Origin of the sequence: Aquimarina litoralis (assembly GCF_039523995.1) — a bacterium.
In the GTDB taxonomy this organism is placed as follows: domain Bacteria; phylum Bacteroidota; class Bacteroidia; order Flavobacteriales; family Flavobacteriaceae; genus Aquimarina; species Aquimarina litoralis.
The window spans coordinates 1,120,134-1,142,982 of sequence record NZ_BAAAGE010000002.1 but is presented as its reverse complement, the minus strand read 5'-3'; the positions used below and the strand labels follow the sequence as shown (position 1 = coordinate 1,142,982).

At 31.6% G+C, this 22,849-nt stretch carries 20 protein-coding genes; 7 read left to right on the top strand and 13 right to left on the bottom strand.

Going from position 1 to position 22,849, the window contains the following annotated elements; translation table 11 throughout:
* Positions 1–112: 112 nt before the first annotated feature.
* The 12 genes from ABD077_RS14055 to ABD077_RS14000 all read right to left on the bottom strand — a co-directional run bounded on the left by ABD077_RS14055 (position 113) and on the right by ABD077_RS14000 (position 13,758).
* Positions 113–646: a hypothetical protein gene (locus ABD077_RS14055; protein ID WP_343912919.1), complete on the bottom strand. Its 534-nt coding sequence runs from the start codon at positions 644–646 to the stop codon at positions 113–115.
* Between the two features lie 34 nt (positions 647–680).
* A complete protein-coding gene (locus ABD077_RS14050; RefSeq protein ID WP_343912918.1) occupies positions 681–1,547 on the bottom strand; it encodes a hypothetical protein in 867 nt (288 codons plus the stop codon).
* Positions 1,548–1,632: 85 nt separating this feature from the next.
* Positions 1,633–4,164 carry a hypothetical protein gene (locus ABD077_RS14045; protein WP_343912917.1) on the bottom strand — a complete coding sequence of 844 codons (2,532 nt, stop codon included), beginning with the start codon at positions 4,162–4,164 and terminating at the stop codon, positions 1,633–1,635.
* A gap of 292 nt (positions 4,165–4,456) precedes the next feature.
* Positions 4,457–5,068, bottom strand: coding sequence for a hypothetical protein (locus tag ABD077_RS14040; protein WP_343912916.1), 612 nt, complete (start codon positions 5,066–5,068; stop codon positions 4,457–4,459).
* A 23-nt stretch (positions 5,069–5,091) separates the two neighbouring features.
* Positions 5,092–7,041: a DUF4280 domain-containing protein gene (locus ABD077_RS14035; protein ID WP_343912915.1), complete on the bottom strand. Its 1,950-nt coding sequence runs from the start codon at positions 7,039–7,041 to the stop codon at positions 5,092–5,094.
* 30 nt (positions 7,042–7,071) lie between these two features.
* Positions 7,072–8,052, bottom strand: a complete 981-nt coding sequence (locus ABD077_RS14030; protein ID WP_343912914.1) for a hypothetical protein — start codon at positions 8,050–8,052, stop codon at positions 7,072–7,074.
* 15 nt (positions 8,053–8,067) lie between these two features.
* Positions 8,068–9,852 (bottom strand): type VI secretion system Vgr family protein, encoded by a 1,785-nt coding sequence (locus ABD077_RS14025; protein ID WP_343912913.1) that lies wholly within the window; start codon positions 9,850–9,852, stop codon positions 8,068–8,070.
* Between the two features lie 266 nt (positions 9,853–10,118).
* Positions 10,119–10,514 carry a type VI secretion system tube protein TssD gene (tssD, locus tag ABD077_RS14020; RefSeq protein ID WP_343912912.1) on the bottom strand — a complete coding sequence of 132 codons (396 nt, stop codon included), beginning with the start codon at positions 10,512–10,514 and terminating at the stop codon, positions 10,119–10,121.
* A 143-nt stretch (positions 10,515–10,657) separates the two neighbouring features.
* On the bottom strand, positions 10,658–11,044 hold the full coding sequence (gene tssD, locus ABD077_RS14015) for a type VI secretion system tube protein TssD (protein ID WP_343912911.1): 387 nt from the start codon (positions 11,042–11,044) through the stop codon (positions 10,658–10,660).
* A gap of 258 nt (positions 11,045–11,302) precedes the next feature.
* Positions 11,303–12,178 carry a TssN family type VI secretion system protein gene (locus tag ABD077_RS14010; RefSeq protein ID WP_343912910.1) on the bottom strand — a complete coding sequence of 292 codons (876 nt, stop codon included), beginning with the start codon at positions 12,176–12,178 and terminating at the stop codon, positions 11,303–11,305.
* A complete protein-coding gene (locus tag ABD077_RS14005; protein WP_343912909.1) occupies positions 12,175–13,101 on the bottom strand; it encodes a hypothetical protein in 927 nt (308 codons plus the stop codon). Before ABD077_RS14005 ends, ABD077_RS14010 begins: the two co-directional genes overlap by 4 nt.
* A gap of 27 nt (positions 13,102–13,128) precedes the next feature.
* Positions 13,129–13,758, bottom strand: a complete 630-nt coding sequence (locus tag ABD077_RS14000; protein WP_343912908.1) for a C40 family peptidase — start codon at positions 13,756–13,758, stop codon at positions 13,129–13,131.
* A gap of 202 nt (positions 13,759–13,960) precedes the next feature.
* Here ABD077_RS14000 and ABD077_RS13995 point away from each other — a divergent pair, with 202 nt between their 5' ends.
* From ABD077_RS13995 to tssO, 5 genes are read left to right on the top strand one after another with little or no spacing between them, the layout of a single operon-like run.
* Complete coding sequence (locus ABD077_RS13995; protein ID WP_343912907.1) at positions 13,961–14,392, top strand: GPW/gp25 family protein; 432 nt, start codon at positions 13,961–13,963, stop codon at positions 14,390–14,392.
* Positions 14,393–14,400: 8 nt separating this feature from the next.
* Complete coding sequence (locus tag ABD077_RS13990; protein WP_343912906.1) at positions 14,401–16,236, top strand: type VI secretion system baseplate subunit TssF; 1,836 nt, start codon at positions 14,401–14,403, stop codon at positions 16,234–16,236.
* 22 nt (positions 16,237–16,258) lie between these two features.
* On the top strand, positions 16,259–17,248 hold the full coding sequence (locus ABD077_RS13985) for a PKD domain-containing protein (RefSeq protein WP_343912905.1): 990 nt from the start codon (positions 16,259–16,261) through the stop codon (positions 17,246–17,248).
* A 19-nt stretch (positions 17,249–17,267) separates the two neighbouring features.
* On the top strand, positions 17,268–18,425 hold the full coding sequence (locus ABD077_RS13980; protein WP_343912904.1) for a hypothetical protein: 1,158 nt from the start codon (positions 17,268–17,270) through the stop codon (positions 18,423–18,425).
* A 27-nt stretch (positions 18,426–18,452) separates the two neighbouring features.
* Entirely contained in the window at positions 18,453–18,971 is a 519-nt protein-coding gene (gene tssO, locus ABD077_RS13975) for a type VI secretion system TssO (protein WP_343912903.1), read from the top strand.
* Positions 18,972–19,050: 79 nt separating this feature from the next.
* Here the strand turns inward: tssO and ABD077_RS13970 are convergent, their stop codons facing one another.
* Positions 19,051–20,859, bottom strand: coding sequence for a M61 family metallopeptidase (locus ABD077_RS13970; protein WP_343912902.1), 1,809 nt, complete (start codon positions 20,857–20,859; stop codon positions 19,051–19,053).
* A gap of 385 nt (positions 20,860–21,244) precedes the next feature.
* On the opposite strand from ABD077_RS13970, the gene folE reads away from it, so the two are divergent.
* On the top strand, positions 21,245–21,943 hold the full coding sequence (gene folE, locus ABD077_RS13965; RefSeq protein ID WP_299600238.1) for a GTP cyclohydrolase I FolE: 699 nt from the start codon (positions 21,245–21,247) through the stop codon (positions 21,941–21,943).
* A 33-nt stretch (positions 21,944–21,976) separates the two neighbouring features.
* Complete coding sequence (locus ABD077_RS13960; RefSeq protein WP_343912901.1) at positions 21,977–22,609, top strand: flavin reductase family protein; 633 nt, start codon at positions 21,977–21,979, stop codon at positions 22,607–22,609.
* Positions 22,610–22,849: the final 240 nt, after the last annotated feature.

Below are 22,849 nucleotides of genomic sequence, written 5' to 3'. Positions count from 1 at the left end.
AAAATATGAATTATATTATTAATAAATAATTAAATGTAAGCACTACATAGTTTCGCATTACAATTACAATCACAGAATGCATATATTCTATTAGCGAATTGTTAATGCTTTATCATATTCTAGAATAAACCAAAAACAGCAATCCTCCTATTATAATTATAGAAACTAAAATAGATCCGATATACATAAAGATAGACCAAAATGACTTTTTTATTAGGATTTTGTCTTTATAAGAAACAATTATTTTTTCTCCGATAATGATTTTTTCATTTGTTCCTTCATTACTATCAATACGGATTATGTTTCCTTTTTTATCTTCTAACTCAAGAACTGCATAGTTAAGGTATATTTCTCTTCCAAGATCACTTCGTCCATTATACTTGGAAACACTATCTACAGTTGTTGCTTCATATTCCGGGTAAGATACTATACCATATAATGCAAAAAAAGCACTAAAAGTCAATTCTAAAAGAAAATATGAAAAAGGAGTAACTCCGATTATATGAAATAGGAAAACTCCATACCCTTTTTTTTGATCTTTGCTCTTTTTTACTTTTTTAAAAATTAGGATGGTAAAAGTAATAAGTATTCCATAGATTATATAGATAATATAATCAGGCGATTGAGGTAATCCAAAAGAGTGCATGAAAAATTAAATAATATACTTAAGTAAACAATTATTATTTTCTTATAATCTCAAAAGTATCACTACCTAAAGGCATATGAATCTTTATTCCCATATCATATACACCTCCATCGTCATTATAAATTAGAGGGCTCCATCCTTTTATATTAGCATCATAACCTTCAAATTCTTCAGTTTTTCTTCTTTCTAAAGATAATATTTTACCTTCTGCATAAAAAAAGAGGTCATAATCCTCTAGTGGTAACATATTATTCCTACACTCATCAGTTACGGTCTTTTTTAGTTTTTTGAGGGTCTCTTTTATCTTATCCTTTTGTTTGTACATCAAGCTCCAGGTTTCCTCTCTTCTTTTTTTGGTTCTTTCTAACCATTCCTTATCATCTCCGATATTTAGAATATTTCTCAATTCCTCATAATAAGCTACTACTTGTTTCATAATAACTAAAGAATCTTCTTTTTTAAAAGCTTTACTTTTGCTCCAACCTTCTAGTTGATAAGGTAAGTCATCAATTTCTACTTCCCATTTCATTTCTATAAAGGGTAGAGGTGTTGTCATTGGGGGTAAAGGTAGTTTCATAACTTCTTCATCATACTTTAAACCTTTTCCATTTTGGTTTTTTATTACCTTTACTAATTCAAAATGACTCATTTCATAAGATTCCACATCAATTGTTTCTTTTCCCATCTGTGGTAACAGTCTAAGTCTTATGGTATGTGTTCCGTTACCCAATAAATAGGGATTCATCTCTATTGCAGCATTTGATCCTGAATCATAATCTTTTTCCGCTGCTATATCATTAATATACAATTCATATGGGATATAGGTTGTTACCGATATTGCGTAGGTGAATTGTTTGTCTAATGCAATTTCTTTTAATTTTAAGTTTTCAGCTGTTTGCATTTTTTTATTTTCATTTTTTTTGTTACATCCAACAACTAGTATTATTGAATAAAAAATTAAGTATCTCATTATTTATTATTTGCCATTAAGCGATCTTGGTCTCATTAATAAATTTAAAACCATCGTGTATTTTAAATTTATCTTTTGGTTTTTTCTTATCCTTCCGGTTATCTAATCCATTGTTTTGATCCATATCTAAATCAAAATTTGCATATACTACAGCAAAAAGCCCATCATAACTACATTCTAAACCTTCTGGTTTTTTAGCAACTGTAAATTTTGCAAATGCTTGCCCGCCGATAATTGCTTCACTAGTTATCTTTTTGACTTGAAATTTTGCTCTTAATTCACAATCAATACCAAATTTGAATTCGCATTTAACTTCTATATCATCACTTGTGAAACCATCAATCGTGTGATATTTTGTAGCGGTTGCTTCCACTTTAAGTTCTCCACTAGCAAAAAGATCAACATGATAATCAACATCAATGTTAATTTTGTCATCATCATCTCCACCAAAAGTATCTACTAACCAATTCCAGAAATCGTCTGAACCATCAATTGCATCTGCTGTTGCTGTTATGGCTTTAATTGCTTGTCCGATATATGGTATTTTTGTTGCTATAAATAATAAATCAAGACGTCCTTCTATAGCTATTAAAGGATCGGCTTTAAATTTTAAGGCATATTCTTTTCCTATTTTTGCAGGAAATTTAGTACTTGGGGCCATTTTCCATGCTATAGCACCAGCAAATACAGGTTGATCAATTTGAATTCTAAAAGGCAGAATCTTTCCTGCTTTTTTTCCAACTTTATCTACTTTTTTTAAGTATTTGTTTCTTTTTCTTTTTCTACCTTTTAATTGTTTTGCTTTTTTTCTGTCTTTAACCGATTTAGGATTTTCTATTAGTTCTTCAGCTTCTTTCTCTGCATCTTCAGATTCTTTTTTAAACGAAAGTGCACTAAGCTTATTTATAATCCACATACCGGTTTCAATAGCATTGATAACAGGTCCGTCTCCCTCTATTGGTATAGTGTTTTTTGTAAAACCTGTTTCTCCTTCATCTCCAAAAGCATATTCCAATCCCGCTTCAAATGAAGTGTAATTAAAAAGGGATCCTTCTTTTATAGCCTTTCGTTCTTCGTTGTAAGAGTTTCTTCTATCATTAATCGCTTGTCTTCGATTCTTTTTTCTTTTCTTTTTTTCTTTTTTCTTTTCTTTACCTGTAAAAAGACCTTTACCTCCACGATATTTCTTATCCGTATAAGCTTTAGTTTCTCTAGTGTCAAAAGGGTTATCAGTTTTATACTTGAAAAACAATTCATATTGGAGCATTGGATATACTTCAATGTCAATTTCTTTATTATATCGGCAAGTATTCAATTGAATTATATGCTTTATTGGGATAGCGTTTGGTAACCAAGCCATTTTGGCAAATTCAATAATACTTGGTGAAGGGTAAGATTGTTTAAATTTAAGTGACTTATCTGTTTTTTCTTCAACTTGAAAATTCCCACCTTTTTTTTTAAGAGTTATTACTTTATCGGTATGATCAAGAGAATTACCTTTGTGAATACAATCATTTGTATCTATATCAGGTAAACTGACAGTTACAGGAGTTTTATGTGGACCTGCTAATATTTGTATAGGTTCGTCGGTACAATCAATTGCTTTTTCCTTGTTAAAATATTCGGTGGATACGCTTTTATCATTTTTTCCATATTCAACAACTATCTTAGTGTAAAAACAAGGTTTAAATTCTGCTACATCGGTTACGATATCTCCAATGATTGTTGGTTTATTTCCAGATTTAGTAGCATTATTTACTTTGTTTTCCTCTCCTTTTTCTGGAGTTTTTACAATTAGAACATTTTGATCAAACAGTTTTTTTACACCTCCATCAATTTTACAAAGTACTTCAGCGATTAATTCTATCTCGCTTTCTTCGGTTTCCGCCCATCTTTTTTCCAGGCGTATATCGATTACTACTTTTTGTACTTTACTGGTGTTGTCGTCAGCATCTTGCAATACTTTTACTTCACGATTAAAATACTTTGCTAGGTTACTTGTGTCGTTGTCATGTACATTTTCATCTAATTCTAAACGATCGTTTTTACTTATAGTATCTTTATCATATAAGGTTACTTGTATTTCGTGCCCATATAATCCCGTGGTATAAATGTGTAATTGTACTGCCTCAGTAAAGAACTTAGAGTCACTTATTTCGTTTCCATGAGTATCTCTCCATTCTATCTTATCAATTTTACGTTCACCAATTGAATTGATAAAATATCCAAAAGGAGGTTTAAATTGGGGATCATGCCCTGGTATTACGGGTTCTACCCATCCTAATCCACCACCAGAATACACCGTAGGTACTCTAAATTTAGCTTTAGGACCTTTAAGGGTTTTATGAAAAGTTGAATTTTGAGGTCTGCCATGAAACATGTTGGCAATCCATTGGATGTTTTTTATTTCTTCATCCGTATATTTTTCAGTATCAGTAAATTCTAAAGTAACACTTACTCCTGGATCTAATGTAATTAAATTATCAGAATCGTGAACAGCTACTTCTGTTGCAGGATTGTGTACTTTTATATAATCTTTGGTTGTCATACTTCAACTATTTTTTTAGAGCCTTATTTACTGTAGAACCAGGCTAGTAAAATCATTCCAATAGATATTATTATTGGAATTTTAGTTAATAATCCTGTTGGCTTGTATATAAAATATAAAATGATAGATAAGATCAGTAGAACGATAGCAATTCCTCCAAAAATAAGCATTCTAATAAACCCAGCTGGCATATGAGTGTGACTTATTGTAGGTAGTAAATACCATATACAACTAATGATCTGTATGAGTATAAGAGGAAAAATTACGTTTTGCCTTGTCAGATTCCTTGCTATCATTTTATATATTTTTCTTTATAATTCTTGATAAAATCTATTTCTGTAGCATCATACCCATCTAAAGTTTTTTTACCTTCTATCATATACCATATATCTACAGTCATGGTTCCTACTAATTTTTCTGAATCTAGACCTTCTAGATCTTCTTCATTAGAATTCAATCCTCCAAACCATCGATTTTGAATCGCTAAATGTTTAGGGAAATCTGAAGTGTTTATTTCTTCAAAATCTCCATTTTCAACAGATTTAAAAAATTTAAATGTAGTATTATTGATGTCAGTTTCTCTATCATAATATATAATGTAGAAACTTTGATTTTCATATTTTATAGAAATAGGAATATATGGAGTTTTATGTTTATAGGATATTCCTGCATATTCAAAATCAATAGCATTTTTCTGATGTCCGCCACCCCATCCTAAACCATGTCCTCCAAAATATCCACGTTGAGAACTCATAAGATTCACTGATACTTCAGTGTTTGGAGCAACAGTTATATTTTCTGTCCATTCTTTGGTTTCTCTTTTAAAAAGTAAGTAAAAAATTAGCAGTACTACGATTAATACTATTCCCGAAAATATAAGTCCCATTTTTTTTAAAGTTTTCATCACAACACGTTTTGAAATGATCGTTATTCTGGATCAGGTTTAAATTCTTCTAAGCTACCTCCAGCTTTTTTATTAGCTGTGTTAACTCCTTTTTTATCTACACCAAATTTATACACAGTGTTTCTCAAATATTTTTCTAATTCATCACTAGATCTGCCATTACCAAATAAAACTAATATGGATGCGGATGCTTCTATCGCTCTTGTTATTGGTTTAGAATGACCGTGTGGATCTGCTTTATCAGGTTCACCGTGCTTATGTTCGTCTTGTTCGGTATAGGATTGTATTTGTAAAATACCCCCGGTTTTTTCATCTCTATGAACATGAGATGCAGAATAAGAGTCCTGTACCATATGCAGAATCTTTCCTACATGAAATAAACCATAGTAGTGATATAGATTTAGTTGTTTAGCTTTGTCTTTATTAGCTTTTTCTACTTCTTGAGCTTTGGTATACCATTCTTTTGCTTGTTCAACGATTTTGTCTACCACTTCCTGATTGGTAAAATCTCCAGGAGGAGCCATAGAATGCCAAAATTGATATTCTCCAAAATGACTTTTGTACACAATGCTGTTTTTGTCAATCCATTTTCGAGATGTTTTGGTCTTGTTGAGAGCCATTACATAGAGCATATCACCATAACAGGTCTCCACCGAGTTCTCATTACCACAGGGTACATCTGGCCATGCTACTCCTTTATCCAGTTTTTCGTCAAAATATATCTTACAGTTTAATCTTTTGCTAGCAATTTCTGCAGCTTGTTTTGTAATGCTTTCATGTACTGCACCTCCACCTTCAATTTTAAAGAATTCTACTTCTCTTTGTTCTCCATTTTTTAATGTTATGGTTCCGTGATCGTCAGATTTGTCTTCGACATACACCAAATCTTTTCCTTTTTTATCTTTATTAGGGGAACTTGTAAGGACCTTAGCCTCAAAGTCTCTAATACTGCCATCGGCCCCTTTTATCTTGAAACTTGCAAATTGAAAATCTTTAAAAAGTAATTGATTGTATATTACAAAATCAGCAGCAAATAACGTTCCTTCATCTCCAGCGGCATCACCTCCAATATTATCATATTCATTTCGCAATAAATCATCAATATAGTGTCCTGTTTCCTCTATCATTACTCTAAATAATAACCAACAAGCTTCTGGGTCTTGTTCTGCTTTTAAAACAAGGTTTTCATTTAAGTAAATGGTTTTGTCTGTATAGTAACCTCCACGATTATCACTAAGAGAACGATCTACTTCCCAAGATGGGGGAGGAATAGCACCTTTTTCAAGATTTTGTTTAAACTCTTTTAAAACAGGATGTTTAATGTCATCTCCAAAAATAGCTTTTAACCCTGAAATAAAAGGTTTAGAACTTTCGAAAAGTAATTGATCTTTACTATTTAAACGTGGAGTTTTTAAGTCATCAGTACTCTTAATATATAAGTCTGTGGTAACTGATACGACTCTTTCTTCTTCGTTTCGAACCCAATTTTCTTCTTCGACCTCTAGATCATTGTCTAAAGATTCTACCATCTTCTTTACATTAACTAATGGGTTTAGTTGACTTTGTACTTCTTCATCAGCTTGTTCTACACTACTACTGCCAGCAGCAGCGGTTTGGCCATGCCATGTAAATTCTACACTTGGCGAACCTGATATGGCACACATGGCTTTACTTTTTTCTGTAAGAATTTGCCCTTGATTGGATAATATCACTTTGTCATAAAAATCCTGCCACTGCGTAATTGCAGGAACACAAGGTAAATATCCGCTAGAACTTGGCTGTAGTTTACATTGCCCGAAAGTTTTGGCTTTTAAAGGCATGCCAATATCCATGGTATTTGCAATTAGTTTTTTACTCCCACCAGAATCATTAATATATTCTTTCTGTTGCGTTAATACAACTAAAGTATCTGGCGTTGTACCAAATTTGCATTTGCACATTGCTCCATCAACTACTACATGTCCTGTACTCATATATAATTATCTATTAATGATACTCTATATTTATTTCCCAAAGAAAAAGAAACGTTTTTTCTTCTTTTTAGGAACTTCTTTATCTTCTTCTATTTCGAAAAGAGCTGCTCTTTTACTCGAAGATAAAGGTGTTTTGTTTTTTAAACTATACATCTCTACAGTTGTTTTTTTAAATTTTCCAGAAGGAAACTCTAACAAACATACTCCAGTTATAGCATCTGCTATTAATGAGTTTTTATAGATTTGATATTTTAAATCTATTGAACCCTTTACAACTTTTTTATTTTTATCAATAGAAATAAGATTTCCTCTTAAGATATCTTTTTCACTTCTATTATCTATACATTTTCCTTTAACTTTTATAACAACGTCATTTTCCTTATGCTTATGATTGCCGATATTATTTTTTATTTGGAAAGGCACACTAGGAGCATAAGGAATAAAGGGTAACAATTGTTGTTTTTGCTTTTTGCTAATCTCTTCAATTCCATAAACAGAAGAAAAAAATAGTGAAATAAACCAATCTCTGCGAATGATAAGATCTGTAAGTTGGCTTTCATTATTAATAATAAGATCCATATTTTTTAGTAGAAGATCTATTTCCTTTCCTTTATAGGATTGTTTGATATTTTGTTCTTCGGTTTTCCACCTTTCGAGAATCTCATTCTGATTTAAAACAGAAACAGCTTTTCCTTGTCTATTTACTTTTAATCGTAATGGGTATAATACTTTTCCACATCTATCTGATAATTCATCTATCAGAATATCAGGAGCTTTTTCGTTAATAAAAACTTGATGTTTATAAACTTCAAATTCAAAATGATTGTTATCTGTTTCATCAATACAAATTACATCTATCTCGTAATGTATTTGCAGCTTTTTTTTCTTATCATCTTCAAAAACAAGTATAACCCCATACGTGTTTGCAACTCCAATAGGATTATAGTTAAAAGATCCAACTTTTTTTTGGTTATCTTCTATAATACCAGTGCCAATATCTAGTTTAGCCATTCTACGCTAGTACTACTAAAACAATTTTATTTTATCATCTGCCTGAATATCCACTTGTTTAGAACTTACAAGTTCCATGTTTTGTTTGGAACTTTCGATTCTAACTTTTTCTGCATTATCTAGTATTTCTTTGGCAATGAGCGTTTTATTTTCTTCAATACTTTCTGTAGCATTCTTTGCAGATATCGATAGGTCTTCCGTTACTCTAGTAATCAAATTCGTACCTGCATTTATCTTTACTTCTTCAGAAGCATTAATTTCGACATTCTTTGCATTCAATGTCATGTTTTCTCCTGCAGAAATGGTAATATCATTATTAGCAGTGTCGATATGGATGATATTTCTATTTTTATCAGTAATCATGATAAATTCAGAACCATCAGCGTCGTTTAGTTCAACAGTGTGTCCACTTCTGGTTCGTAATGCTTTGACATCATTGTTCGCAGTGTTCCAACCTGCTGGGTTAGCTCCTCCTGTATACAAAGTACCTAATACATAGGGTCTTTCTGCATTTCCTCCTTCAAACCCTATTAAAACTTCTTCATCAATTTCTGGAATAAAGTGAAATCCTTTTTCTCCTCCAGCGTGTGGAGTTACAATTCGTAACCAAGGAGTCAACTCACCAGTTTCTTTTTGCCAAGGGAATTGAACTCTTATTCTACCGATACCATCAGGATCGCTATTCTCTTTTACAACGGCTACCTGAGTCTCACTTTTTGGAAACGCCATCATATTGGTATGCGGATATGCATCTAATTCTGAAGTAACTGCTTCGAAATTATTTTGATATCTACCATTTTCGGTATTGGTATGTGTTATTTTGATCACACGAAAACTTCCGTAATCTCCGTTGTCACTTTTGATATTTATAAGTTGACCAAGTTTTACTCCTGGATTATCACTGGATCCTTTTAGGATAACTTGTTTTATTTCTTCGGCTTTTTTCTGTTTTTCAACATAGCCATCGATTCGTTGTTTTAAAGAAGGATCGTTATAAGAATTTAGGTAGATATTGGTTTCATTTGGAAAGATTTCATCAGATTTGTTGCTGGTAAAACCATTATATCCATTAACACCAGAACTTACTTCTGTAGTAGCTTTTTCGTGCTGTCCATCGGTTAAATAATCGTTGGTGAAATATTTGTAACTATTGGATGATGGTTTTAAATCCAAAGAAAACTCTTGTAGATCATGACCGTACGTAAGAACTACTTCATCTTCATCTTCTGGTTTTCCAAAAACTAATGCACTACCATTATAATAAAACCACTCCCCATATTGAGCAGCCAATCTACTGGCATACTGAAAAGCACTTTCTTGGTGCTGTACACTATAATGAATGTTTTCGGTATCTGATGGACTGAAAATAGTTTCTAATTTAGATTGATCGTATCCCTGAAAGGTGTTGCTTAAGATAGAAGCAAGATCCATATCATTAAAAGAGTTATAATGAGGACCATCATCTGCTATAATACTACAACTATGAGCCTTAATCGTTACTAGATCTCCATTTTGTTGATGGAATCCCATTGTGCTATTGACAGAAGTAACTACTCCCTTAAATTCAAATTCCTTATATCCAGAGAACGTACCCAAGGAAGAAATTTGAATGGTAATAATCTGACCTAGATAATCTTTAGTCTGAGAGGCGATATCTCCTGTGAAATTCTCTAAGACATCCATTCTACAGACCAATTCCATGATATGATGTGAATCAATTTGTTGATGCAACATTAACTTCTTGTAGGCACTTATAGCTGTTCCTCCAATAAATATTTGTGTTTTCGACTGTAACGCCATAGTATTATATTTTTAGGGGTACTATCAATATCATTAATAGTATTTAATTGTAATAAAGTTACCGAATTTATAATTGATACATACTCTTATCAAGAATCATTAAAGTACTCTCGTTTTTAAATCAGGTAAGTTTATCTGCGAATGATACTCCTTTTACTACTTAAAAAAGAAATAAAAGACCAAAAATCATCTACCAATTAGGATAGTCCCTATATGGATATAGAAACTATGCATAATTGATATTATGAAACTCAGAAAATTCAGTTTTAAGCTTTCGAAGGCCAATTATTGGTAAACGTAGTACCTTTAATTGTGATCTCCTTTGCTGAAAGTACTAAATGTATCTGTAAAGGTTTTGCACTTTCTGCATTAAAATGTTCGGTATATTCTATGCAGTAAGCATCTTTAACTTCTACATTTTTAAGACTGGACATGTTATCTCTTCTGAAAAAAGTGATTTTACAATTTTTAGTAATTGTAGGAGAGATCGTCCAATCTAAAAAATCAGCGCTTGCAGTGGATTCTATTAATAAGCTTACTTGTCCGCCTTGCGGTTTTGCACAAGGTCTTCCTGTATAATCGGTATCTTGTCTAAAGGAGAATGAGCAATCCAGAATGTTCATCTCTTCTCCATCAAGATCTAGTTTTGCTAAAAATGACATGAGTAATAGTTTTAAAATGAATAACTACTGTATCAGTTCCATTATTGTTTTCAGATATGTGAAAAAAAATGGAAATGATATTGTAAGATGAGAAAGGGAGTGAAAAACACTCCCTTTACTTAATACTATATTAAATGGGGAAATTATACCCACTCATTCACGTGCTCTCCGTTTCCGATAGAAATTTCTCTAGCTGAGATAGTGATCTTCTCTATCATTGGATTTTTTCCAGTAGCATCAAAATTCTCCATATACTTAACTGCATAAGCGTCAACGAAATTTAATTCTTTTGAAGTTGCCTCAGTATCTCTCTTTAAGAATACAACTGAACCACTTCTCATTTCGAAGTTATTAAACATCCAATCTGATAAACTAGTGTCAGAAGTAGACTCTACTTCGATAGTAATCATTCCTCCTCTTGTTACAGAAGAAGGACGTCCTGTTGCGTCAGTTTCCTGAGCTAATCCGTAATTGCAGTTTAACACGTTATACTCGTTTCCACCAACTTTTAATTTTGCTTTAAAAGACATAATAAATAAATTTTAATTAATAAATAATAATAATAATTGAATATAATAAATGTAACTTGTACGATGTAAAGATAGCAAAATATGTGGTAATCTGTATATTATGCTTTTGTTAAGTGCTTTAAAAATAGTTGTTTTAGAAAGAAAAGGACTACACTGTTTTCGGGGAATTTGCACTTTATCGTGGAATTCATCTAGCAAAAAAAAGATCTCAACGAGAAAATTGAGATCTTTTTTTAACAAAATTTTAACAGATATTTTTTATGCTCTTTTGCAAATAATAACGTCATTTTCCTTAATTCCATTTCCTTCTATCGTTCTGGTAAAGTCGATATGAGATTGCATTCCTATCCAATTAGGTTTAGTGTAAAAAATCCAACCATATGGATTGTTTTTATCGTCTAAAAACTCAATTTCTCCTTCAGGATGTCTATCGTTATAATCATTAATAAAGAAGTAAAAAAGCTTGCCAAATTCCATTTTTTCTGGCGCTTTTAGTCTAAAATTACTTAACTCGTCTGTAGTTTCTCCTTTGTTAAATTCAAATGAAATTACTAGTGGGTTGATTAATTCATCATCTTTAGGATCCTTCATTTTCTTATCGATAGGGTAGAACCACTTTTTATAGATCGGCACTGGTATTGAAATTGCAAATTCATATAGTTTTACTACCATTATAGGTATAATAAAGCAAATAGAAGAAGCGGCAAATATATATTTATAATCAGGCTTGTATATTTCTACCACAAATAGGAAAGTAATTAAACCAATGAAAACAGTAACTACCGTGTACAGAAATTCGGGCCAAAATTTAGTAAGATCATCATCTAATAAATTAGGGAAAAATTTTCTCATTGCTAATACATGCAGTGTTCCTAGGCATAAAAAGATAATTTGAAAACCTATAAAGCTATTTAAAGGAATATTATTAAGTACTTTTTCATTGCTTAATAAAGCTGTACCTGCAAATACAAGTAAAACTACTAGCATATATAGCAAGAATTTCTTTTTATTTTTAACAAAAAGTTTTTTTAATCCAGCAACTACTCCCATTAATATAGCACTAACTGCTAATAACAAGATTCCTACCTTAAAAAAATCAGCATTTACTGCTGCAGCTTGTAATGTTAAATTCATATCATAGTGGTTAGACCCATTCTGGGACTGTTAGTCTCATTTAATACAAATGTCTCTTCTTTATTCGAATATGTTACGTTAATTGTTGTGTCTATCTCCATAGGGATAAAATAGTCACAAAAGATACTAATAAATTTCTTAGTAGCTCCCCCAATTATATATTTATCGATATTTTTTTGGTCCACTGGACCTATATTAATTTCCCAAAAAGGATAAGAAATGACCGTTTCATTTAGTTCTAAAACTAAATCTACACCTAATTGATTTTTGCTATCATTGTCTTCATCTTCAGCATCTTCTAATGTGTGATATTTTCTTTTAATCGTTACTTTTTCTTCGATTATCTTTTCTAAACTTAATGCTGTTAGTTCAATTTCACCCGAGATTTTGTGCACATAAGGAAGAAGTTGCAATAGCTTTATGCTATAATCAGAAGGGATTTCTGGATCTAAATTCCAAAATTTTAAGAGAAAATCCGTTTTTAAATTTGCAAACTCATTTATAAGCTGTCGTTCATTTTTCTCAATATTTACACGCTGTGTAAAAAATTCATTTTCTAAAGGTGAAAAGAACGACCTGGCATCTTTTTCTTGTTTTTTTTGCTTTTGATGCAGCTCCGTAAAGGAAATATCGCTTTTTGCTTTTACCGGTTCATGAAAAAAACCTTCTGGAAGTGTATCATAAAGGCCATTTCTAGATAAGTGCAACTGTAATTTGTCTTTATCTCGTGAATAGGTGTCTAGTTTGATGTCAATAACATCCCTTCTATAAGACCTTGAAAAGGTGCTGCTGTTGAATATATCAATATCCGTAAGATCTAGACTCGACTTTTCTAAAATTTCAGTAACAAAAATTTCTGCTTTTAAATTTTGATAAGTTGAAATCAATTCTTCGTAGACAACCTGTACCTCTTCGTTGTTCATTCGTTTAGTTGGTGTAAATGAATGGAATTATTTGTTTTGTGCGGTTTTGTTATTGGTATATTTAGGTTTCTTTCCAGCTGCTACAAACATTCTTTTCCATGGTTGTTCAGATAAAATACTGATCTGTACGCCATTACCACCAGAGTTTCCTCTTCGAGAGGTAGAATGTACAAATCTATCATTACCAAGATAGAAACCAACATGGGTAATTTCTCTATGTTCAGAACCTTGTTTGTTGAAAAAGATCAAATCTCCCTGTTTTAAGTTGTGTAGTCCTTTAAATTTGTTTGTATCGTCGGCTTTAAATTGTTTTTCTGCTGTACGCTCGATTAAATTTCCATAAACATCGTGATATATGTATTGGGTAAAATACGAACAATCAATACCTTTCTTTGTATTTCCTCCTAAGAGATAAGGAGTGTTCATCCATTCATCTATAAATTCAAACAAAGCGACATTTTCTACTTTTTTCGGAGGAATTCCCAAAATTGCTCCATATTTCTTTTGGATAGGTAATATGGCGTTTTGTTTTGCTAAAGCAATAGAATCTCTTCTGGCCTGTGCAAGAGCTTCTTGTTCTGCTTTCTTAGAACCTCCACAACTCATTACCCCAATAATGATTGCTAATAAGAAAAACGTTTTATAAAGTGTATTCATGCGTCAATTAAAATTTAGACAAATATAAAAAAACTTATGGTTATTTTCCACCCCATATACAGGGATAACAATAAAATAAAATCATAAAATTAGGGATTCTTGTATTTTTAATTAGTTTATTGTAATATCAAGTGCTCGTAAATAAAATCTTTAGTAAATTGCAATTGGTTTTAAGGTGTATTAAACACACAAATTAGTATACATGAATTCTTCTTATTATAAGTTGCCTTTAGATACTTTTGGAATTGTTAAGAATAAAGATATCGATAGTTGTGATTTGAAACAATCTATAGTTGGTTTTATTCATCTTATTACAACTTCGTATTTCGGAGAATGTACCTTTGATGAGACTTTTGGCTGTTCCATTTGGAATGTAGATTTTGATAATCTGACAAGTACAAATAAATTAAGAAACACGATTTCTGAATCGTTGGTAGAAAGTATCGCTTCTCAGGAACGAAGACTTAGAAGAGTTACTGTGGATGTAAATATCCAACAAGAAGAATTTAAAAACAGAGGAAGTTTAAATAGAATTAAAAAGAGGGTAGATATAAAAGTAAATGGTGTTGTTAGCCGGACAAATGAGGAATTTTCTTGTCTGGAACAATTTTATATAGCCCCATTATCGTTTTAAAAGAGTTTATGAGTACAGAAAATAAGGTTCAGATAAAAAATAGAATGATCAAAAAAGCGGCTTCGCTTTGGGGAGTTTCTCCAAACGAAATCGAAAGTTCTTTTGATCCCGTTGTGTCTCTTTTAATAGGTGCATGTGCTTCTGAAATTGAAAAAATATCTAGTGAAATAGATAATTCTCAAACCCGTATCACAGAACGTTTGATTCAGTTAATGACTCCAGAAACATTATATGGATCTAGACCAGCTCATGGAATTGTGTATGCAGAACCCATAGAGAAAAAAACAACAATTACGCCAGAACATTTGTTGTACTTTAAAAAGAAAATTAAAACAAAAAACGCTAGTACAGAATTAAAGAATATATATTTCTCGCCAATTCAAAAAAATCAATTGGTCGATGCTACAATTGGTCGAATGATCTCTGGCGATAAGTTATTTGAGTTAGAGGGTAAGAGAAAAACCGCTAGTTCATTGTCTTTAAATGATACAAAAAGATTGTCACCATCTACCCTATATTTAGGTATCAAAACAGAGCATGATAATGTATCATTGAAAGATGTGTCATTTTATTTTGAGTTACTGGATGTTCAGGAAAATGAATTGTTTTATCATCATCTAAAAAATGCAAAGTTTTTCTTTGAAGAAAAAGAATTTAAATCTATTCCCGGGTATTTTAATAGTGATATTTCCCGTAGAATGAATTTAGAATCTATATTTGGTTATAAGCCAAATAAAACAAGGAATATCGAGGAAAAAATAAATAAATTATACAAAAAACACTTTGTTTCAATTAAATCCGATATTTCTCTAAGACCAAAAGGGAATTTGCCGGAAGAATTCTCTAAATTTATAGATCAGCAGGTTCATGAAGATTTAACGGATTATAACTGGATAAAAATAGAGTTTCCTAGAATTGTTAATGATACTATTTTAGAAAGTGTTTATTGTACTTTTAATGCGTTTCCTGCATTGAATAGAAAATGGGAAAGTATTTCCTATCAGTTAAAAGACTATATAGATATAGTTCCTATTAGTACACAAGATCTATTTTTAGATATTAAGGGTATTTCTAATACATCTGGTAAGGAATATAGATTAAGAGAAAATGATTCTGCCACGGATGATAAAGGAACTTATGTTATTCGAAGAGATAATGTAAGTAAATTAGATTACAGAAAAGCGAGAGAATATTTGATTCATTTAATAGAATTGTTGAAAGATGAGAGTGCATCATTTTCGTTTTTTGGAAATGATTTTCTACAGTCTAACATTAATGAACTTAATCAGAATATTTCACTTTTAGAAAAAAAGGTATCTGATATGAAAAAGTCTTCGGAAGAGACTAATTATGTTTCGGTTAAACCTTACAAGAAAAAAGATACCTTGCTAGTGGAGTATTGGGTTACAAATGGAGAAGATGCCAACCAGATAAAGTCTGGTAATAGTTTAAGTATTTATCAAGGGAGTGATCTAAAACAAAAAGGAAGTATGTTTTTAACGTCAACATTCCAGGGAAAAAACAATCTGGGAATGGAAGAGCGTTTGAGTGCTTACCGGAGAGCTTTGTTATCAAGAAATAGAATTGTAACTAGAGAAGATGTAAAAGCGCTTTGCTATGAATTATGTAGTACAAAGGTTCAAGAAGTAAAAGTAGGGAAGGGGTTTAAGACAGATATTCATGTTTCTAAAGGTCTTATTCCTTGTATAGAAGTACAGTTAATAGAAAATAAGGAAGAAATAACTTCTGATATAGAGTGGAATTCTCTAAAAAGTAATATTTTGTCAATTTTGGAACAACAATCATTGAATGTTTTTCCTTATAAAATAATAGTAATAAGTTAATTAGATTAGAAAACAGATACTAATGAAAACATCGAATAACACAAAAAATTATCATTTAGATAAAAGCGTAATATTGTTCTTTGTAGTAACAATATTAGTTACAGCTACTGTTTTTGCTTTTAAATATGTAAACTACACACCTTGCGAAATAATAGATTTTTCTTTTAAAGATGGCGAGGTTAGAGTAGGGGATCCAATTCAGTTTGAGGATATGACTATTGGAGCTTTGGAATGGAAGTGGGATTTTGGAGATAGTACAACAGTGGATACTAGAAGAAAGCCATATCACACGTATAAAAAACCTGGGGATTATACGGTTTCTTTAATCGTTAATGGAAAATGTCCAAAAGTTAAAAGGATTTCTGTACTGGAGAAAAAAGAAATCTTAGATCCATCTAAGAAAGCGAAATTTGAGATTCTAACACCACGAATACGTGTAGGAGAAAAACTAAAGGTACAAGATAATACCCTTAATGCAACAACTTGGGAATGGAATTTTGAGAACGCATTAGGTGCAACTTCCAAAGAGCAGAATCCTGAATATACCTATAGTACCTCAGGTAAAAAGACAATTACATTAATCGTCAATGGAGAGTTAAAATATGCAACCACAAAAACTATAGAAGTATTACCTAAGAAGAAAGACCCGATTAGAAATGATGATGTTGTTGTTCGTGATATATCAACAATCCCTGATGATCCTATAGGACAAGATCCTATAGCAGATGATCCAGTTGACGAATTTAAAGCGCCTTTTATCAATGAAAAATCGTTTAAAGCTAAAGTGATTCTAGTTTCTACCAAAAAATTAACCGCAAATGACTTCAAGGACTATTTATGTGGTAATTTAGATTTACCAATTATCGTGAAGAAAAAGAGAACTACCTTTATCGAATTTTGTGAAAAAATTAAAGGAAAAAATATTACTATTAAAGATTTGAAGTTAACTCATGAGGAAAATAACTGTATAAAGAATATAGTGATAGATTACAGAAAAAATAGTCTTTTCTAATAATTAAGAAATATCAAAGATGGAATTATCAAATAAAAATCATCATCGTGTCAACTGGATTGACGGCATGAAGATTAATAAAAACCATTTTATTGAGGCAGATAATGCATTTACTAATTTTTCGCAACTTATTGGAGCGAAAGATATTAATGCGATTAATTACGGTTTATTACCAGATTTAGCAGGAGATGAAGCTGTTGATATGGTTTTTTCAATGGATGGTCAAGATACTATTAAAGTACAACTAAATAGGTGCATCGCTGTAACCAAAGGAGGGTTTATTATCAATATTACACCAGAAATATCCTCTGCTTTAGAACAAATAGGAAGCATTATAAGCACTGAATATAAAATTAATAGTACAGATGAAGAATGTTATATTGTTCTTAGTGTTGATCCTTACGGTAGGGTACCTGTAGGTGATGCTGATCCAGAAGAAGAGCCACCACGACATCCTTATGTTTTGCCAGAATATAGTTTACACGTTATTAATTTAGCTGAAGCAAATGAGCAAGAGTTTGGTAGACATCATATAACTATAGGTAAGATAGAGTTTAACGATGGTGTGGCTTCCTTAGCGGAAGATTTTATTCCACCATGTGTTTCTATTCAGAGCCATCAGGATCTTAGGTATATTTATACAGAGATACATACTTTTTTTAATGCCATAGAAAAATATTCTATGAACATTATTCAAAAGATTTACCAAAAGAAGCAGTCTAATGAATTGGCTACTATGGTACTTACACTAACCCAAAATTCTTTGCAGTATTTAGGTGGTATGTTACCGGAATTCCGTTTGTATGATCGTCATTTACCACCAGTAACAATGATTACTAAATTAATGTCTCTTGCGAGAGTTATTAAAAATAGTATGGATATATATGCGGGAACTGGTAAGGAAGAACTTTTAAATTATCTTTCTGATTGGTGTGATCTAAATCAAGGAGCATTTGAAAATGTTTTGATAGAAATGATGGATTTGGATTATCAGCATACAGATATTAACAAGGCATTGCACAATGTATCTAGTTTTACAAAATTGATGCTTTCGCTATTTAAAAAACTAAACGAGCTGGATTATATTGGTAAAAAATCCGATTCTAATATATTTGTAAAAGAAGAAGTAATAGCAAAACCAGATGTAAAAAGTAGAAGAAGCTTTTTATTAGATTAATGTGTGTTTAAATAATATTTTAAGAAAATGAAACCAAAAAACAGTAAAGAAAGAAGAAACAGTGTTTTAAAATTTGCATTATTATTTTTATTTACAGCGGCCTTAATCGTTACTGCCTTCTTCTTTGATTTTGATAGAGTGCCTCTTAAAGAAAATGAAGTATTAAGAGAACGCACTGCGATCGTGGAAAAAGATGCTAAATTTCAAAAAGATTTTTCTAAGGGAATGTTTAAAATAGAGAAGCTAATCGATTCTTTAGACCGACCAGGAAAAGAAGATAATTTATATTATATCAACAGAAATTTAGAATCTGAAATAGGTGATCTAAACGAGGCTATAGATCAAAAAGATACAACGTATAGATATAAAATGTACGTAAACATTGTAACTTCGTATAGACAGATTAAAGAATTAAAAGCAGAGCTTGCAAAACAGAAAAAAGAGTTTCAGGAGTTTGAAGAATATAAAGAAGCTTTAGAAAAAACCAGAGAGCAGTTAGATCGAGCTAGAACTGATTTGGATCGTTGCAGAGCTTCACGAAGATAAAAATCTATAGAAATCATAAAATAAAAAAAAGTCGACAATCAGTTTGTCGACTTTTTTATTTTTATAAGTTAAAAGAAAATTATTTTGCTTTTAGCCAGTTTTCTCGTTTTAATAAAGCTTTTTTACTTGGTTTCGAAAATTGAGTGATTACTACTTCTGGATCGACACCAAATCTGATCAATGCTTTTTTCTCTTCACCAAGTCTTCTATATATGACTGTTGCTTTTTTTCCTGGTTTATATTTACTAATAACATCATTAAAAGTTCCCAGATCAGAAAATGACTTATTGTCTATGGCTACAATCACATCTCCTTTAGCTATTCCGGCAGTATAAGCTGGTGTGCCCTTTTTTACATATTTAGAAACTACTGCATTGTCATTAGTGTCGAAAGTAACGTCTACACCCAGATAAGCTTTCTTGCTATTGGTTTTTGGGTATATGGCTACGGAACCTAATAATTTTTTAAAATCTGGAATCTGACTGTCGAAAATATACTTTTCAAAGAAATCATCAGCAAAAGATTCTCCTGCATATTCTCTTAAGGTAAAGAATAGATTTTCTATAGTATACGGAATTTCTGTTTTTCCATATTTTGTCCAGACAAGTTTTAGGTAGTCATCCAAGTTAAGATCGTCTTTATCTCTAAGAGAAAGATCTAAAGCTAATCCAAGCATACTTCCATAAGAATAATAGGATACAAATGTGTTTTCTCTATTGGTTGGGTCCACAGAAGTTGCAGCATCTACAAAAGGAGCCTGATAACTCATTTCTATTGGATTGAAATATTGAAGTGCAGGAGAGTTCCATACATAATTATAGGTCTTACTTAAGCTATCAATATACTGGTCCGGAGTGATAATACCTGCTCTACATAAAATTAAATTGGTATAATAACTTGTAAATCCTTCTGCAAACCAAAGTTCACCAGACATGTTTACATTTTCAAAATCAAAAGGTTCTAAAGAAATTGGACGAATTCGCTCCACATTCCAAGCATGAAAAAACTCATGAGCTACTGTACCTATGTTTTTTTCCATACCTCCATCTGCTAGGCTTCTAGTGCTAGTTAAGATTGTAGAGTTACGATGTTCCATTCCGTCACCCGAAACAGTAGGCATGTAGCTGGCAATAAAAGTGTATTCTCCATAATCAAAATTCGGGTAATCTCCATAGATAGCTTTTGTTTGTTCTACGATTTTTTTTATTTGTTCAAAGTATTGATCAGCTTCCTCTTCTGTGCCCGGATGCAGTAGAGCTAATTTTATAGTGTATTCAGTCCCGGCAGCTGGTACTTTAAATTCTTTGACTGTATGATTGCTAATTCCAGCAGGGCTATCCATAAAATATTGTAGGTTAGGTGCTAGGAATTTGTTTCCTCCTAATGGGATTAGTTGGGTAGCAACTTTCCAGTTTAGATCCTCTCTTACCAAATAAGTTACTTCTATTGGCCTATCTTTTAATGTAGGGATATACATAAAGGTAGCGGGCATATTAAGATGCGCATGTGTCTCGTTTATCTGTGAGTATGTGCCATCAGCACGATCGGCAAATAAGGTGTATGACAGGTTTATGGTGCCATCATGTCCAGAAACATCCCATTGGTAAGGATTAGGTCTAGTTACGGTGACATCTTTACCTTTACTGTCAGTTATTTTGACATTATAAACATTTTTAGCAAATTCATGAAGCGCATATCTTCCAGGAGATGTTCTACTCATTCTTAAGGAAATTGTACCACTTGCTAAATTTGTGAATTTTGCATTGATCTCAGCTTCATGATGTACAGCATTATCAAAAGAAATTTGGTATTCATTTCTTACTTGAGAATAGCCGAAAGTAATACAGAATAGGAATAAAAGAAAAAAGAAAAATCTAAAAGACTTCATTAAAAGAGTTTTTGGTTAAAAGATACATGCGTTTAAATGTGGCAAAAATAATATAAATTATTGCCAATGTTAGGTGGGAAGTTTTAAATATATCTGGGGCTCTGGAAATAAATAAATCATGATAATTTATTCAAAAACAGATGTCAAAAATACAACAAACTCTTAATTGCACAAATTAAAGGCACGAAAATTGAATAGGATAAGATCAAACGAATCACAAGATTTTCTTAATTTTTGTAGGTTATAAAAATATATGTTAATTATTGTTTAATAAATAGCTGCAAAAGTTAAACAGTTTTGTAAATTTGAATGAAAAAGAAATTTTAATTTGAAAATAGATGCATACACATGTTATTTTATTTTCGGTAAACATTATAAAATTTAGATGAAAATAGGAGTAGAAACATTGATAGAGACAAATGGGCATGGTTTAAATGGATTTTCCATTGACGAAATTGGAGATGATCATATCAGTACAGGTATGGAAACTCCAATGAAAGAAGATGCTTTTGATATTACAGATGAAGAAAAGAAGGAAAAAATATCCTATTTGTTTCGAGAAATAATGGAGGTAATGGGATTAGATCTTACTGATGACTCATTGCGAGGTACTCCTGATCGTGTTGCTAAAATGTATATAGAAGAAATTTTCTCAGGTTTAGATCCTAAAAACAAACCAAAAGTAGCGTTGTTTGATAATAAGTATAAATATGAGCAAATGCTTGTAGAAAAGAATATTACTTTCTACTCTAATTGTGAACATCATTTTGTTCCCATCATAGGAACCGCTCATGTTGCATACATTTCTTCAGGAAAAGTTATTGGTTTATCAAAATTAAACCGAATTGTTCAGTATTATGCTAAAAGACCACAAGTACAAGAGCGTCTTACAAATCAGATTGCTATGGAGCTTAGGGAAGTTTTACAAACTGAAGATGTTGCTGTAATTATTGATGCAAAACACCTTTGTGTTTCTTCTAGAGGGGTAAAAGATGATACCTCTGCAACAGTAACAACGTATTATGGAGGTGCATTTAATAGTCCGGAGAAAATAGCAGAGCTTCAGAATTATCTAAATAATTAAACAGGTTTAAAATTCGGTTTTATAACTATCCATATGCATTATACAAAGGAACAAATTAAGACAATGGAGCGCGTAAAGCGTTTAAAAATAATAAATGCTGTATCCGGAATCAAACCTGCAAATTTAATAGGTACTATAAGTGATGACGGTGTAAGTAATGTTGCTATTTTTAGTTCGGTAGTGCATTTAGGGAGTGATCCTGCATTAATGGGGTTTATTATGAGGCCTGTTGGTGATGTTCCTAGAAACACCTACGATAATATTCTACAAAATAAATGTTACACTATTAATCATGTGCATCAGTCTTTTGTTAAAAATGCACATTATACTTCGGCAAAATTGGATAGTACAGAATCAGAATTTGATAGATGTGGTTTAACCGAAGAGTTTATTAATGATTTTAAGGCTCCTTTCGTAAAGGAAAGTAATCTAAAAATTGGATTGCGGTTTGTGGAGTCTATTGATATTGCTATTAATGGGACTATTTTAATGATAGGAGAAATAGATCATCTTATTCTTCCAGAGGAGACATTTCAACATAACGATGACCTAGATTTAAGTAGTATGGATACTGTTGGTATTTCTGGGTTGAATTCTTATTACAGCCTGAATAAAATAGAAGAGTTTCCTTATGTAAGAGTTTCAGAAATGCCTGATTTTAATTAAATGAATCTTCTCGAAATTCAATTATTATTAGATTTTGGATTAGTAGTTCTTATATGGATTGTGCAGTTAATAGTTTATCCTAGTTTTAAATACTACAACATTAATAATCTTGTTAATTGGCATAGGATTTACGCCTTCAGAATTGGTATGATCGTTATGCCTCTAATGTTGGGGCAAATTGTGATTAGCTTTATTAGGTTGCTAGGACCTTATTCTTTGCTAAATATTTTTCATATACTG